Origin of the sequence: Spirosoma rhododendri (assembly GCF_012849055.1) — a bacterium.
Lineage (GTDB): Bacteria > Bacteroidota > Bacteroidia > Cytophagales > Spirosomataceae > Spirosoma > Spirosoma rhododendri.
This window is the reverse complement of the sequence record NZ_CP051677.1, coordinates 4,085,250-4,100,929: the sequence shown is the minus strand read 5'-3', so window position 1 is coordinate 4,100,929 and position 15,680 is coordinate 4,085,250. Positions and strand designations below refer to the sequence as shown.

Below are 15,680 nucleotides of genomic sequence, written 5' to 3'. Positions count from 1 at the left end.
TACCCACCGTCATCATGCCAATCATCACCGCGCGCATTGAGCGTACGCCCTACGAAACCCACCTTACAACCGGCACTCAGGTCATCGTTTCCGACGAGCCGACTGATGTTGGCGGACAGGATCGGGGCATGAAACCGGGCGAGTTGCTGGCCGGGTCACTTGCCGCCTGCACCGCCATTACCCTGCGCATGTACGCGGATCGCAAAGCGTGGCCCCTCGACACGGCCGTCGTTCACGTCGACTACAGCCACGACCGGGAGCACAAGCGGTCGCGCTTTGAGGTGCAACTCGTTCTTACGGGCGACCTGACCGATGAGCAGCGGATGCGGTTGCTGGAAATCGCCGACAAATGCCCGATTCATCAGGTTCTCGAACACCCCGCTGAGTTCAGCACGACACTGGCAGGCGAATAAGCTATTGAGTTGTTAGGCTGTCCCCGGCAGCTTCCAGCTGTCGGAGCCGCGTTATCGGCTGATTAGGCAATCGCACTTAGCCTACGGCTCCGACAGCTGGAAGCTGTCGGGGACAAACTAATCCGTTACTCTTTTAGCATGTAGCTGATATCCGATGAGCGGGTTGGGTACGCGTAAATCGTTTTGGTCAGGTCCGACGCGGTGATCTTGTGGGCCATCGCTACGGCGAAAATATTGATAACCTCGTCGCTGCCTTCGCCCAGCAGGTGCGCGCCAACGATTTCGTCCGTTTTGCTATCGATCAAAATCTTCGATCCCGCAGCGGGTTCGTTGATGCGTTTTGAGGTGTACCAGGACACGGCGTCTTTGAAAATTACCTTTACTTTTTTACCCTGCTCCTTCGCCTTCGCTTCCGTCAACCCGACCGACGCCATCGGCGGAATAGCATAAACCGTTGTCGGAACAGGCTGCTGCTCGTACTTCGTCGTGTTGCCTTCCACCAGATTCGTCCCGACGATCTTGCCTTCGTACGACGCCATCGGTGTCAGTGGCAACCCCTTCTCGGCCACGTCGCCACAGGCATACACGGCGGGATTCGATACGCTCTGCATGTAGTCGTTCACGACCACGCCTTTCTTGCCGACCGTTACACCCGCCACATCGAGCGCGAGTTCGTCGATATCGGGCGCACGACCGGCCGCATGTACAGCCAGTCCCGCTTTAACCGACTGCGTTTTACCGTCCTGTTTGTACTCAACCGTCAGCTTACCCGGCTTGCCGGAGATGCCCGACACGGCTGCGTTGACCAGGATCGTGATACCGGCGTCTTCCATCGTCTTCACCAGTAAATCGACCAGATCAGGATCAAAGCCACCGAGCGGTCGGGGCGTGTCGTTGATGATTGTCACCTTCGCTCCAGCCCGCATGGCTACATTGGCAAATTCAAACGCGATGTATCCCCCGCCAACCAGCACGATTTCGTCCGGTAGTTCATCCAGATCAAGGAAGCCGGTGCTGTCGATCAGCAGTTCTTCGCCGGGAATACCGAGCGTCATCGGTTTGTTGCCCGATGCAATCACGATCTGTTTACCCTTGATTTCCTTGTCGTTCACGCGAATGGTGTCGGCCAAGATAAACGTCGCGACGCCGTGAAACTGTTTCAGGCCTTCGTCCTTGAACTTCTCCACCGTGCGGTCGGGTATGGGTTCCGTGAAGGTTCGCTTGAAAGCCATCAGATCGGCCCAGCTGATTTTGGGTTGCTTATCGATGCCTTTACCGGTCATCCAACTGCTGCGCGCGCTGATCTCGGCCACACCAACCAATACTTTTTTGGGGTCGCACCCGCGCTGCGAGCAGGTGCCGCCAAACGGCTGTTTATCAATAATGGCTACGGATTTACCAGCTTCACGGGCAGCTTCGGCAGCAGACACCCCCGCCGACCCGGTCCCGATTACGATTACATCTACGGTTTGCATGTACGGTTTTTCGTTTCGTCATAGATATAACCAGTTACATAGCCCTTGTGGCTAAAAAAATGGTTTACTACCGGTCAGCCGATGCGTCGATACCGGACCGCGACGGCAGGACGAACGAAACACGAGTCGTTTCTTTTACGTTAATCAGCGAAAATTGAGCAACCCATGAACCAACCTGAAACCAGCATCTGGTTTGTCACCGGCATCTCCGGCGGCTTAGGCAAGTCACTAGCCGAAACCATCATGCAGCACGGCGACTTCGTTGTCGGCACCTTCCGCAATCACGAACAGGTCGACGCCTTCAACGCCCAGCACGACGGCCGGGGGCTGGCCCTGCTCCTCGACGTCACCAAGCCCGAGCAGATTCAACGAGCGGTACAGACAGTTCAGGACCGTTTCGGCCGACTCGACGTACTGGTCAACAACGCGGGTTACGGGTTTGCCGGGGCCGTCGAAGAAGCCACCGAAGCAGACGTACGGGCGGTGTTTGAAGCCAACTTCTTCGGTATGCTGGCCGTAACACAGGCGTTTTTACCCTTGTTCCGGCAGCAGCGGCACGGGCGGATCATCCAGATTTCGTCGCAGTCGGGCGTGAAAGCCGTACCGGGATTCGGCATTTATAATGCCAGCAAATTTGCCGTCGAAGGGCTCAGCGAAGCACTGGCGGCTGAGATTGCCCCGCTGGGCATTCACCTGACGCTCGTGGAGCCGGGGCCGTTCCGCACCAACTTTGCCGGGTCGTCGTTCGGAAAGGCGGAGCAGCATATTGCCGACTACGACGGCACAGCCGGGGCCTTCCGGCAGCGAATGGAGCAAGCCAATGGTAAGCAGGAAGGCGACCCCGATAAAGCCGCCGACGCTATCTGGGCCCTTTCCCGGCAGGACAACCCACCCCTGCGGCTACCCCTTGGCAAAATCTCCGTTACGACTATTCAGGCCAAGATCGATAGTCTGCAAGCCGACCTCAACGCCGGTAAAGCAATCGCCGAGCAGGCCGTGTTTGCGTAACAGGTTTCGCCCAAGCAGTTATTTAGGCATACATGAAAAAGCTTTTTCTGTCATCCCGACGTCAGGAGGGATCTTCGCCAATGGCTGGTTCTGTTCGCTGCTAGCGAAGATCCCTCCTGACGTCGGGATGACAAAATCAGCGATTTTACCACAGGTGATGAAATTCTGGACGACCCTTGTGGTTGCGAGAGACAAAAAGCAGAAAGCCCGCCAAGGATATCCTTAGCGGGCTTTCTGCTTTCGGTAGTAAATCTATGCGACGGCAGCATACAACTCCTCGCGCTGTTGTTTAACGCGGGCGTCGGTTAGGTATTCGTCGTAGGTCATCAGCTTATCGAGCAGGCCCGTCGGGGTGATCTCGATGATGCGGTTGGCGATCGTCTGGACAAACTGGTGGTCGTGCGATGTGAACAGCACCGGCCCTTTGAAATCGATCAGGCCGTTATTCAGCGATTCGATCGATTCGAGGTCGAGGTGGTTGGTCGGCTCGTCGAGTAGCAGCGCGTTGGCTCCCGACAGCATCATCTTCGAGAGCATACACCGTACTTTTTCACCCCCGCTCAGCACGCTCGATTTCTTCAGCGACTCTTCGCCCGAAAACAACATCCGGCCCAGGAAACCCCGGATAAAGCTTTCGTCTTTCTCCTCCGAGTACTGCCGCAGCCAGTCAACAAGGCTCAGGTCGTTCTGGAAAAACTTGTCTTTCTCGGTATCGTTGGGGAAGTATGACTTCGTGATCGTGATGCCCCAGCGGAACGTGCCCGAATCGGCGGTGCGCTCGCCCGACAGGATATCCAGCAGCGCCGATACCGCCAGACCATCGCGGCTATAGAGGAAGATCTTGTCGTTTTTATTAACCGTGAACGACAGGTTTTCAAACAGCTTAACGCCGTCTTCGGCCGTGTACGTCAGGTTTTCGACGGTCAGGATCTGATCGCCGGGCTCACGTTCGGGCTTGAAATGCACGTATGGGTACTTCCGCGACGACGGCTGAATATCGTCGATCGTCAGCTTTTCCAGCAACTTGGCGCGGCTGGTAGCCTGCTTCGACTTCGACGCGTTGGCCGAGAAGCGACGGATGAATTCTTCCAGTTCCTTACGCTTGTCTTCGGTCTTTTTGTTCTGATCCTGCCGCTGTTTCAACGCCAGCTGGCTCGACTCATACCAGAACGAATAGTTACCGGCGTAGAGTTTTACTTTGCTGAAATCGACGTCGACAATCTGCGTGCAGACCTGATCGAGGAAGTGGCGGTCGTGGCTGACCACGATTACCGTGTTTTCGAAGTTAGCAAGGAAGTTTTCCAGCCAGCCCACCGATTCAACGTCGAGGTTGTTGGTCGGCTCGTCGAGCAGCAGCACGTCGGGGTTGCCGAACAGGGCCTGTGCCAGCAGCGCGCGCACCTTCTCCGATCCGTTCAGGTCGCTCATCTGCGCGTAGTGCATGTCTTCCTTGATACCCAGACCCGACAGCAGGCTTGCTGCATCAGACTCGGCATCCCAGCCGTTCATCTCGGCAAATTCAGACTCCAGCTCAGCGGCTTTCTCGCCGTCGGCGTCGGTGAAGTCCGTTTTGGCGTACAGCTCGTCTTTCTCCTGCATGATGTCGTACAGGCGTTTGTTGCCCATAATGACGGTTTGCAGCACCGGAAACTCATCGTAGGCCGACTGGTTCTGGTTCAGCACCGACATCCGTTCGCCGGGCGACATGCTGACCGTGCCGGTCTGGGCTTCGATTTCGCCGGACAGGATTTTGAGAAACGTGGACTTACCGGCCCCGTTGGCACCAATGACGCCGTAGCAGTTGCCGGGGGTAAATTTTATCGTGACATCGTCGAACAGCACCCGCTTACCATAGCGGAGTGAGACGTTGGATACATTAACCATCTGGTGATTTTTCTGGTCAGATTGAGACGACAAAGATACGACTTTTTGGCCGGAAAGCCGCCTGACCAGCCGGGCTTACTGCGCCAGTACACCCTTCATAAACTCGACGCGGTAACTCCGCCCGACGGGGATTGTCTGCCCCCCACCTGCACTTCCTGTTCGCTGAACGTGGTGACCTGCCGCAGGTTAACGGCGTACGAGCGATGAATCCGGACAATGTTGGTCCGGGCCATTTCGTTGGCGTGCAGCTTTTCCAGTACCCGGTTCAGCACCAGCCGCAGCGTATACTTGTGGCTCGCCGTAACAATGTCGGTGTAGTTGCCCTCCGATTGCAGATGGCGGATGTCGGAGATCGGAAATTTGACGAAGCGGTAGTTCTGCTTGACAAACACATGATCCTTCGTCAGCATGATAATCTCCCCGCGCGACGGCTCCTCGGTCGGTAACGTATCAGTGGCCGGTTGGATGGGCGAAACAACCGTTGCCGACCGGGTGACGTTGTAAATGGCCAGGTCGATAGCGATACGTAGGTTCAGGTCGTTGAAGGGCTTGGTGATGTAAGCCGACGGGCCAACCTGCCGGGCGCGATCGATGGTAGGTCCATCGGTCAGGGCCGTCAGAAAAATAAGCGGCATCTGGCTGATCTCCCGGATGCGCCGGGCCGTTTCGACCCCGTCCCACTCGCCCCGAATATGAATATCGAGCAAGACCAGATCGACCGTCTTTTGCTCGCAGATACGCAGCGCGTCGGGTCCGTTATCAACGGCGTCGACTACGTAGTACCCCATCTGTTCGAGCCGGTAGGTAAGGTCCATGCTCAGAATAGCTTCATCTTCGACTAGTAGAATAGTAACGGATTGCATGTATTGATCGAGCGGTTAAACTTTTCTGATGTGTGGGCACAAAGAGGTATTGCAATTTACATAGTCTATCGTTCCTAAAGACAAATGTACTAATAAACATAGACATTATGTGTCCAACTGGTTACAGCGCAACATGAATCGACTGAACCGGTTCGCCATAAAACATCGTGGCTTTTCGGTCGAAATCAGCCGGCGAGTCGGTGGTCAGAAACTGGCGTTGCCCGGTTTTTGAACATTGCTGCTCTATCGCCGGATGCCGCCGAAGGTAATCGGCCAGACTGTCGGCAACAATCTGCCCCTGACTCAGCACAGTCGTAGCTGTCGGCACAGCCTGCCGTATCTTGTCGATCAATAGGGGGTAGTGTGTACAGGCCAGCAACAGGGTGTCGATATCGGGCGACTTTGCAATAACACGATCAATATGTTGCCGGACAAAATAATCGGCACCGGGGCTATCGTATTCGCCATTTTCAACCAGCGGTACCCACATCGGGCAGGCTTCCTGGAACACCGTTACGCCGGGGAAAAACTTTTCGATCTCGACCACGTACGATTCCGACGCCACCGTTCCCTGGGTTGCCAGTACCCCCACCGCGCCCGTTTTCGAATACGTTCCGATCACTTCCGCCGTAGGCCGGATCACGCCCAGCACCCGCCGTGCCGGGTCGTGGGGGCCAGCACCGGGGTAAAGCCGGGGCAGATCAAGCTGTTGAATGTTGCGCAGGGCTTTGGCCGACGCGGTGTTACAGGCCAGAATGACAAGCCGACACCCCTGGTCGAACAGGTGCTGCACGCATTCCAGGGTGTAGTGATACACCGTTTCGAACGAACGCGGGCCGTAGGGCGTCCGGGCGTTATCGCCCAGATACAGGTAATCGTACTGCGGCAGTGCCCGGACAATCTCACGCAGGACCGTCAGGCCGCCGTAGCCCGAATCGAATACGCCAATCGGTTGTAACATGGTACTGGTTTATAGGGATCAACAGTTGAGCGAAGTAGCTGAACTGGCTGCGGTTTTCAACAAACGCGGCTGCGGCCCGGAAGTTTCGTCCTGCAAGCTGCGCACAAACGCGAATATTGCAACGGGTCGTACACCGACGCCTGGACAACGCTCGATTAGTCGGCGGCCGATTGATTTAAAGGCGCCCTCATCCGGCTGCACAATCCCGGCTTTGACCCGCCCCCAACTACCCGATAGATGAGCAAGCTACCGTATCTTGCAGCGCCAATAAACCTGGCCGGCAGAATCCCGGTCAGTTGCTTACCTATGCTTGTCGGTCGGTTGGCGAGACGTGCCACCTGACCGGTTACCGCGCTTGACTCAATGGACTGGATTTATTCCTTACCGAACTGGTTATTTTTCATTTTCTGCTGCGGCACAACCTGGCTTTTCTCCATAGTCGGGCTATACGGCCTGCGTTCCTGGGTCGCAAAAATCGTTACGGAGACGGCTGAACACAACGACCTGGTGAGTTATTTTCTGGGGTCGGCGGGGGTCATCTACGGCATTCTACTTGGCCTGGTCGCTGCGGGCGCGTGGAGCAATTTCCAGAGCCTGTCCAATCAGGTCGATGAGGAAGCGACCATTACGGCGGCTCTGTATCAGGACATGGCCACCTACCCGGCCAATTACCGGAAGGCCTACCAGCAGGAGCTGAAGCAGTACGTCAAATCGATTATCTACCAGGACTGGCCAGCTCACCATCGGGGCGAGGTACCGCAGGAAAGCAGCAAAATTCTGCGGTCGTTCAAGAACCATCTGTTTGCCTTCATACCCAATACACCCCGGCTCAATGTCGTTCATCAGCAGGCGATTAATCAGCTTAACGAGCTGTTGATCGCTCACCGGCTACGGCTGCGCGGAGATCAGGCAAACCTGCCCGAGCTGCTCTGGTGGGTCATCATACTGGGTGCCCTCATCAACGTGGCCATTTCGTGGTTTTTCGTATCGAAAGACCGTGCGCACCAGCTGGCGCTCACCTCGCTGATCGCGCTGTTGCTGGGCTCACTCCTGTTTCTGACGGCCGCGATGGACAATCCCTTTCGGGGCGGTTTCAGCGTCGATGCCAGTGCTTTCGAATCCGTACTCTACGAAATGGTGACCTACTAAGCTTTATAGTTGTAAAGTTGGATAGCTATAGCGTTGTAAAGTTGCTACCGCTCGCAGCTAGCCGCCGGATGGGCTGACGCGCCAGTCCCGGCACCGTCCGCGGCTGCGGGGGAACCGCAACTTTACAACTATCCAACTCTACAACTATCCAACTTTTTTCATCGTGTCAGCCGGTACAGCAGCAGGGCGGTGCGCTGAATCAGGACCGGGTATTCCTTCAGGTTCAGGGTTTCTTCGATGCTGTGGGCGCCTTTCCCCGACGCGCCCAGGCCGTCGAGGCAGGGCATAAATTCGGCCACGAACGATACATCGCCTGCGCCCCGGCTACCGGGATCAACGGCTCCAACCGGCCCCAGACCCATGTCGCGGCTTACTTTGTCGACGATCATGCGTAGGTTTTCGTTGGCGGGCGTGGGGTCCATCGACGGGATGCCGTCAGCGAAGGTGATTTTTGAACCAGTCAGCGGCAAACTCTTCTCGACGATCTCCCGCATTTTGGCGCGGGCTTTTTCCTTCTGCGCTTCACCCAGAAACCGCAGATCGCCCTTCACCAGCGCCGATTCGGCGACGATATTGGTTTTGCCAACGGTTTCGGCGCGGGCGGTTTTGTCGTCGTATTTCACCGACGAACCACCAACGATCAGACCGGGATTGAAGGTCAGGTATTGCTCCTGCCCCAGTTGCCGCCGAAACTCGGTCAATACGCGGGCGGCTTCGTAGATAGCCCCATAACCGAGATCACTAAAGATGCGTGAGGAATGGCCCGTCCGGGCTTTTACGGTCAGCGTCCAGCTACTCGACCCCCGCCGACCCGTCGTAACGTTGTGCAGCCCCTGCGCCCCTTCGAAGGCCAGCGCGATGTCGTTTTTCCGGGCCCGCTCGATGAAATCACGCCGACTTTCGGGGCCGCCGGAGCTTTCTTCGTCGCCCGTCATGTAGATAGTAATCGACGTATCATCCAGCAGTTTCTGGGTCTGCATCGCTTTCAGGGCCGCGATAATCAGCACGTCGCCCCCTTTCATGTCGTTTACCCCCTGCCCGGCCGCCGTTGTGTCGTTGACGCGGGTGTAGGGCTCCATCGGCAGGCTTTTCTCGAAGACCGTGTCGAGGTGACCGATGAGAAACAGTTTTTTGCCCCGCTTGCCGGTACGTGTTGCCACAAGGTGCCCCGCCCGGTTGAGCGAGTCGGGCAGCGGTACCCATTCAACGGCGAAGCCCAGCTTTTTCAGTTCGTCGCCCATCAGATCGCCGACCTGCCGTACGCCTTCCTTGTTGAGCGTGCCGCTGTTGATATTGACGACCTTTTCCAGAAAACTCATCGTTTCGGGCAGCTGCTTCGTAACGGTACCGACGAGGGTTGCTTCGGGTTTGGTCAGCGACTGTGCCGACGCGCCGGAAGCGGACACGCCGAGACTTCCCAGCAGGAACAGTGGTAACAGTTTTTTCATAGCGGGTACAATTTTGACAGGTTGTACCGGCTAAAATACGGAGCGGGCGCAGAAAACCACGATCAGGGGCCGTTGGCTTTAATTGGAACCTGCCGGATATAGCCGTCCGAAATCCCCATCTTTGACAAACCAACGTCTTTGCCATGAAATTACCCTTCCAGACAGACCCGTTTGTCGCGTTTCGTTACGAATTGCACCGCTTCCCGGAACTGTCGGGGCAGGAAACGCAGACGCAGCAGCGAATTCGTGCGTTTATCAGCCTGTTCGACCCGGCCGATATAACGCCGATTGGCGGTACGGGGCTGCTGGTCCGGTACGGTACCGGTACCGGTACCGGGGGGCCGGTTACGCTGATCCGGGCCGACATCGACGCGCTGCCCATTCCCGAAACGAATACGTTTGCGCACCAGTCCCGGCACGAGCGGGTGTCGCACAAATGCGGGCACGACGGCCACACGGCCATTCTGGTCAGGCTGGCGGCTTCGCTCCACGCCAGTCCGATCGCTACCGGTCTGGTGTATCTGCTATTTCAACCCGCCGAAGAAACGGGTGAGGGAGCGGATCTGGTCCTTCACGACAACGCATTCAGGGCCCTGCGCCCACCCGACAGAGTCTTCGCCCTGCACAATCTGCCGGGGTTTGCCGAGGGCGTTATCGTCTGCAAACCCGGCCTGTTTACGGCTTCGGTATCGGGTATGGATATCCGCTTTACAGGACACGTTTCGCACGCGGCCGAACCAGAAAACGGAAACAATCCGGCCTACGCGATGGCCGAGTTTGTTCTGCAAAGCCGCGCCCTCCAGCAACCCGACCCGCAGCTTGACACCTTCGCACTGATTACCCCGGTGCAGACCACGATGAGCGACTGGTCGTACGGTGTCTCGCCCGGTACTGGTCAGGTTCATCTGACGCTGCGCAGCCGGACACCCGCCCGGATGGACGACCTAAAAAAGCAGATCGGTCAGCTGCTCGACACACTGGCCGACGCCCACAAGCTGGTTATCGACAGCACTGACGTACAGCCGTTTTACGCGACGGAGAATGACGCGGATGCGGTCGATCAGATCAGAAACTGCGCCGAGACACTGGGGTTCCCCTATCAGGAACTGACGCAACCCTTTCGCTGGGGAGAGGATTTCGGCCTGTTTACGCAGCATTTTCGGGGGGCGATGTTCGGCATCGGCGCGGGTGAAGACAGCCCCGCGCTACACAACGACGACTACGATTTCAACGACAACTTAATCGAACCGGCCGCCCGACTATTCCGTGCCCTGATCGATCTCAAACATACATAAGCGGTCGTTCTGTGGGAACGACCGCTTATGAACAGCCATTTTCGGATGGTCTTCCTTCTCAATTGACCGACAACGACACATCGTCGTAGTAAGCCGTACCGATTGTGTTGGGCAGAAAAAAAATCAGCGCGTACATACTGTGCATATTCGCCGGAAACGAATCGAACGTAATCGCGTACTCTTTAAAATCGTTCGTGCCGGTAATCGTCGTTTTTCCTTCCGTTGAGGTATAAAATGCCGTTTCATATTTCCGATCGGAACCATAGTTACCGCCAATGGCGATGGAAATACCGTTGCCCTGGATGTTGACCGTCTTGATTTTAACCTTCATCGTCAGCTTTCCCCCGGTCGGTATCGAAATCACCCTCCCGCCCGCCGGGGCCGTTGCACTCGACAGGTAAAAAAACTGCTGGATCAACTGGTATGTCGAGTCGTTGTAGGCGCCATTGCAACTAACTTTCATCGAATGGCTGGGTGATGACGCGGCTTCGGTGCTGTACTCGATTGTGTAGCCGTTGGATTTTGTTTTTGAGACTTTATTAATGTCTATCTTCCAGTCCTGATAGGGCGATGTTTCAAAGTCGCCATTCGTCAATACATTCGCAACAGACTGAGGCTGTGCATCGTCCTTTTTACAGGCATTGACCAGACCAGCAATAGCAACAAGCGGAACGAGTAGTTTAAGTAGGCGCATAAGGACGGTAAACAGATGTGGTGAATCAATTGAGAACAACGACGTCAGGTAAGCTATACAAATGAAATTAAGATAGTTAAATGTAGATTAAATACAACTTTAGCCAACAAATACCCATCCCAGATCATTGATTACACCGTTCTCTCCCGCACATCAGCAGACAACCAGATTTAGTCACTTCTTCTTACATCAGTTCACCATTACTCTCCAACCGATGAATCAATCGTCCAATTCTGTTTCGCGCCGTCAGTTTATGAATGGCAGCCTGGCCACAGCCGCCAGCCTGAGCCTGACCGGCGCCCTACCCGCCCTGGCCCACACACTGCCCGCTCCGCCAGAAAACAACCTGCTTGTTGTGGGGCCGGTGGAAGGGTACTCCCCCATGATCGGGACACTGGTGTCGATGATGCGCTACAACCGCGACACGATCATCCGCACGGTAAAAGACCTAACTCAAACCCAGCTCGATCACCTGTTCGACGCGAAAGCCAACACCATCGGCGCGTTGATTATGCACCTCGGCGCAACCGATAAATTTTATCAGATCAACACCTTCGAGGGACGGCAGGAATTCAACGACGCGGAGAAAAAAGACTGGGGCGCAGCTATGGAACTGGGCGACGCGGGGCGCAGCGAGATCAAAGGCCACGACGCACAGTATTATCTCGACAAGATCAATGCTGTGCGCGATGAAACGCTCGCCAGACTAAAGACCAAAGACGATAAGTGGCTACTGGCCCTTGACCCAATCTGGTCGAAGCAACAGCCGGTGAATACGTACTGGAAGTGGTTCCACGTCTGCGAACACGAGTCGAACCACCGGGGCCAGGTGACCTGGCTCAAAGGCCGCCTGCCGGGCATGAAGGCGGGGAAGGAGTGACGGAATGATTGAATGATAGAGTGATTGAATGAGTTCGTAAGCCAGTTTATTCAATCACTCTATCATTCAATCATTCAACCTTTTAGCGCCGACTTGTCCATGTACTGGATGACGTTTTTGGTGTCGATTTTCTTGCCGGTGCGGGCGGCTTCGAAGATGGCGGAGATCAGCTGCACGTCGCGCATACCGAGTTCACCGGGAACGGTCGTCGGTGTGTCGGTCAGGATGCATTGCGCGAAGGCGTCCATCTGTCGGGCCTGCTGCGGCACGTTATCGATGTTCATCTTACCCTTGCTGGTTTCGCCCGATAAGCCACCGTACGCGTAGGCCGGGTCGAGCTCAAACCAGCCGTTGGCCGCTTCGGCCCGCAGCTTGTTCATCTTTTTGTTGAAGCTGGCGGAACAGTCGGCCGTCGTTCCGTCGGAGAAGTATAGCTGAAAATCAGCACCTTCTTCGACCTTATCGAATTTCTTTGGGTCGGTAATGGGGTGAAATTTAGCGGTGATCGCAATGGGAATTTGCCCCTTTGTGTAGATCGCTCCCTGCAAGGCGTAGATGCCCACGTCGCGGATGGGGCCACCGCTGCCAATACCCCGGCCCAGCCGCCACGGGTTATCTTCACTCTGCACCTGTCCGTCCTGCGCGATGATCTTGTTTATTTTCCCGAACGTCTGGTTCTGTCCCAGCCGCATCATCTCCTGATTGTGCGGCTCGAAGTGCAGCCGGTAGCCAATCGACAGTTGTTTCCCTGCTTTCTTACAGGCGTCGATCATCTGCTGACATTCCTCAGGCGTCATGGCCATCGGCTTCTCGCAGATCACGTGCTTACCCGCTTTTGCCGCCCGGATAACGTATTCGGCGTGTAGCGCGTTGGGCAACACGACGTACACCACGTCGATGTCGGGGTTGTCGGCGATGGTGTCGAAGGTTTTGTAGTCGTAGACGTTCTTATCGGGAATGTCGTACTTCTTCTTCCACTTCTCGGCTTTTTCGGGCGTTCCCGTCACGATACCGGCCAGTCGACAGTTGGTCGTTTTTTCGAGTGCGGGAGCCAGTTGCCCCTCGCTATACTGCCCAAGCCCGACGAGCGCGATACCAATTTTGCGGGCAGCCCCGGTCGTCGCAGTTGTCGATGTAGCTTCGTCGGCCGTTTTTTCGCCCGCCTGTCCGCCACAGGCCTGAAGGCCAAGCGTGGTTATCGCCGGAACGGCCAGCGACGCCAGCCCAAGCTGGTGAACGAAGCCCCGGCGCGAGAGTGATTCGTAATTCATAACGCAGGTTAGTTGAGCATCAGGTCGATACCACACCGACCGTTAACGTCTTTTTAACCCACGGGACTAGTGAAAGGTTAACAGCAGGTTTGAATGACTGAGTGATAGAATGATTGAATGAAGGCAAAAACACAATTAGTCAATCATTCTATCACTCAGTCATTCAACCATTCTATCACTCTGCGTCAAGCACAATCCGGTAGTGGGCTTTACCCGAACGCAGGTGCTCCATCGCTTCGTTGACCTGACTCATTGGGAAGTGCTCCACAACGGGCGAAATCTGATGGTGAGCGGCAAACTGAAGCATCCGGTCGATCTGACTGCGGCTACCCGTCGGTGAACCCGAAATGGATTTTTTGCCCAGCACCAGCATCATCACATGTACCGGTACCGGCTCCAGCACGGCACCAACGAAGTGCAGCTTACCGCCCGGTTTCAGCATCCCGATAATATCGTTCCAGTCGAGCGAAACGTTGACCGTAATCAGGATAAAGTCGAACGAGTTGGCGAGTTTCTTCATGTCGCTGGCGTCGCGGCTCGACGCTACGAAATCAGCACCCAGTTCTTTCGCTTCAGCGTGCTTGTCGGCGCTCGACGTGAAGGCCGTCACTTCGCAGCCCCAGGCGTTGAGGAACTGCACGGCCATGTGACCCAGTCCGCCAATGCCGAACACGGCAACTTTGTGGGTGGGCAGAATGTCCTGATTGAGCAGGGGTGCAAACACGGTGATACCACCGCACAGCAGCGGCCCGGCCGCCGAGGCATCGACGCCGTCGGGGATAGGTACAGCCCAAACCCAGTGGCTACGCACGTGCGACGCAAACGCGCCGTGGTGACCTACGATCGTCGGCTGAACCGACGTACACTGATGCTGATCGCCTTCCAGGCAGGGTTCGCAGTGCAGGCAGCTGCCCACGTTCCAGCCAACACCCACGCGCTGACCGATTTTCAGCCCTTTCTGAGCGGCAATGTCGCCCATGGCTACCACCCGGCCGATGGCTTCGTGGCCCGGTACCAGCGGATACGCCGAAATACCCCATTCATTGTTGAGCATCGACAAATCGGAGTGGCAAACGCCACAATACTCCACCGCAATGTCGACATCTTCCGGGCCCAGCTGACCGGGGTCGTAGGTGTACTGTTCCAGTTTTCCGGCCGCCGAATGCGCGGCCCATGCCTGTACTGAACTCATAAGTTGGTTGGGATTTTTAGTACAAGTATCAGCGTGATACCTGACCCCATTACCGGCTGATTACCCAAACGGTTCCCATTGCATGTATCGACACGCATTAAATCGAGTTTGCGGACTGCCGAAAACCGGGTACATTGACCTTCGTCTTTGTGTCGTCTTTCTTCCCGAAACGTCCCTATGCTAAGAACTCCCTCCCCATCGCCCGGCCCCAGCTGGCAGAGTAAAGTGCTCGAAAAGGGCTTCCGGCTGTTCCAAGTTCCCCGGTTGTTTCTCTGGCTTAGCAAGCATGGCAAAAACCGCATCGGCGATTTCAAAACGGCTGCGAAACTGGGCTTTGTGGCCGAAGACATCGCCGGTCTGCGCTGCTACTGGCTCAACGAATCCAGCCGCGACCGGGGGGTGCTGATCTACCTGCCGGGGGGCGGTTTCGTGACCGGCCCGACCAACCTTCACTGGTACCACTGCCTGCGTGTGAGCCGCCGACTGCGCTACGCCGTACTGGTCATCCCCTACCCGCTCGCACCCGAGCACCCGTTTCCAGCCGCGATCAACAGCATTACGGCCGTGATTCAGGCCTTGCAGCAACAGGACAGACTACCCGACAACTGGCTCATCAGTGGCGACAGTGCCGGGGGTAACCTGTCGCTGACGACGACGCTTAACCTGCGAACGCTGGGGGCACCGCTGCCGAAAAAGCTGGTACTGCTGTCGCCGGTGGCAAACATGAACAAAATTGGCTGGGAAGGCCACCCGCCCGACCCGATGCTCTCGGACGCCTACCGCGACTACGTCGATCAGTCGTACGTGCGACAGTCCGACCCGGCCAACCCGCTCCTGTCGCCCCTCTCCGCCGATCTGAGCGGTCTGCCGCCGGTACTGATTCAGATGGGTACGCACGACATTCTGATTCACGAAGTCCGCAAGCTGGTGCAGCGGATGCAGGCCGATGGACAGTCAGTTCGGTTTGAGGAGTATCCAGCGATGATCCACGTATTCATGCTGTTCTGGTGGCTCCCCGAAGCCCATCAGGCCATCCGCGATCAGGTGGCGTTTATTTCGCGGGTTTAATGTTTGTGGTTCAAGGTTTAACGTTGCTATCACTGGCATCTTGCTGCTGGAGTCAACCTTAAACTTTGAACTACAAACA

The 15,680-nt window shown here is 56.3% G+C and carries 14 protein-coding genes; 6 read left to right on the top strand and 8 right to left on the bottom strand.

Translation table 11 applies throughout. The annotated features are described in order from the left end of the window. Nucleotides 1–14 precede the first annotated feature (14 nt). Nucleotides 15–413, top strand: a complete 399-nt coding sequence (locus tag HH216_RS17030; RefSeq protein ID WP_169551891.1) for an OsmC family protein — start codon at nt 15–17, stop codon at nt 411–413. A gap of 125 nt (nt 414–538) precedes the next feature. On the opposite strand, the gene HH216_RS17025 is transcribed toward HH216_RS17030, so the two are convergent. After that, entirely contained in the window at nt 539–1,888 is a 1,350-nt protein-coding gene (locus HH216_RS17025) for a dihydrolipoyl dehydrogenase family protein (RefSeq protein ID WP_169551890.1), read from the bottom strand. 165 nt (nt 1,889–2,053) lie between these two features. Between HH216_RS17025 and HH216_RS17020 the strand changes: the two genes are divergently transcribed. After that, nucleotides 2,054–2,896 (top strand): oxidoreductase, encoded by an 843-nt coding sequence (locus tag HH216_RS17020; RefSeq protein ID WP_169551889.1) that lies wholly within the window; start codon nt 2,054–2,056, stop codon nt 2,894–2,896. Nucleotides 2,897–3,148: 252 nt separating this feature from the next. On the opposite strand, the gene HH216_RS17015 is transcribed toward HH216_RS17020, so the two are convergent. The 3 genes from HH216_RS17015 to murI form a co-directional block, all read right to left on the bottom strand. Continuing rightward, nucleotides 3,149–4,780 (bottom strand): ABC-F family ATP-binding cassette domain-containing protein, encoded by a 1,632-nt coding sequence (locus HH216_RS17015; RefSeq protein ID WP_169551888.1) that lies wholly within the window; start codon nt 4,778–4,780, stop codon nt 3,149–3,151. Nucleotides 4,781–4,875: 95 nt separating this feature from the next. Further along, nucleotides 4,876–5,643 (bottom strand): response regulator, encoded by a 768-nt coding sequence (locus HH216_RS17010; RefSeq protein ID WP_254448476.1) that lies wholly within the window; start codon nt 5,641–5,643, stop codon nt 4,876–4,878. Nucleotides 5,644–5,764: 121 nt separating this feature from the next. Beyond that, on the bottom strand, nt 5,765–6,604 hold the full coding sequence (gene murI / locus HH216_RS17005) for a glutamate racemase (protein WP_169551887.1): 840 nt from the start codon (nt 6,602–6,604) through the stop codon (nt 5,765–5,767). A 363-nt stretch (nt 6,605–6,967) separates the two neighbouring features. Here murI and HH216_RS17000 point away from each other — a divergent pair, with 363 nt between their 5' ends. Further along, nucleotides 6,968–7,753, top strand: coding sequence for a bestrophin-like domain (locus HH216_RS17000; RefSeq protein WP_169551886.1), 786 nt, complete (start codon nt 6,968–6,970; stop codon nt 7,751–7,753). 158 nt (nt 7,754–7,911) lie between these two features. Here HH216_RS17000 and HH216_RS16995 read toward each other — a convergent pair whose 3' ends face one another. Next, nucleotides 7,912–9,201 (bottom strand): M20/M25/M40 family metallo-hydrolase, encoded by a 1,290-nt coding sequence (locus HH216_RS16995; protein WP_169551885.1) that lies wholly within the window; start codon nt 9,199–9,201, stop codon nt 7,912–7,914. A 143-nt stretch (nt 9,202–9,344) separates the two neighbouring features. Here HH216_RS16995 and HH216_RS16990 point away from each other — a divergent pair, with 143 nt between their 5' ends. Continuing rightward, complete coding sequence (locus HH216_RS16990) at nt 9,345–10,496, top strand: amidohydrolase (protein WP_169551884.1); 1,152 nt, start codon at nt 9,345–9,347, stop codon at nt 10,494–10,496. Nucleotides 10,497–10,554: 58 nt separating this feature from the next. On the opposite strand, the gene HH216_RS16985 is transcribed toward HH216_RS16990, so the two are convergent. Further along, nucleotides 10,555–11,190 (bottom strand): hypothetical protein, encoded by a 636-nt coding sequence (locus HH216_RS16985; RefSeq protein WP_169551883.1) that lies wholly within the window; start codon nt 11,188–11,190, stop codon nt 10,555–10,557. Nucleotides 11,191–11,404: 214 nt separating this feature from the next. On the opposite strand from HH216_RS16985, the gene HH216_RS16980 reads away from it, so the two are divergent. Beyond that, nucleotides 11,405–12,070, top strand: a complete 666-nt coding sequence (locus HH216_RS16980) for a DinB family protein (protein WP_217371868.1) — start codon at nt 11,405–11,407, stop codon at nt 12,068–12,070. A gap of 74 nt (nt 12,071–12,144) precedes the next feature. Here the strand turns inward: HH216_RS16980 and HH216_RS16975 are convergent, their stop codons facing one another. Together HH216_RS16975 and ahr are read right to left on the bottom strand one after the other, a co-directional pair. After that, nucleotides 12,145–13,341 carry a Gfo/Idh/MocA family protein gene (locus HH216_RS16975; RefSeq protein WP_169551882.1) on the bottom strand — a complete coding sequence of 399 codons (1,197 nt, stop codon included), beginning with the start codon at nt 13,339–13,341 and terminating at the stop codon, nt 12,145–12,147. 175 nt (nt 13,342–13,516) lie between these two features. Then, nucleotides 13,517–14,533 (bottom strand): NADPH-dependent aldehyde reductase Ahr, encoded by a 1,017-nt coding sequence (ahr, locus tag HH216_RS16970; protein ID WP_169551881.1) that lies wholly within the window; start codon nt 14,531–14,533, stop codon nt 13,517–13,519. Between the two features lie 177 nt (nt 14,534–14,710). On the opposite strand from ahr, the gene HH216_RS16965 reads away from it, so the two are divergent. Then, nucleotides 14,711–15,601 carry an alpha/beta hydrolase gene (locus tag HH216_RS16965; RefSeq protein ID WP_169551880.1) on the top strand — a complete coding sequence of 297 codons (891 nt, stop codon included), beginning with the start codon at nt 14,711–14,713 and terminating at the stop codon, nt 15,599–15,601. The last annotated feature ends 79 nt before the right edge of the window (nt 15,602–15,680 follow it).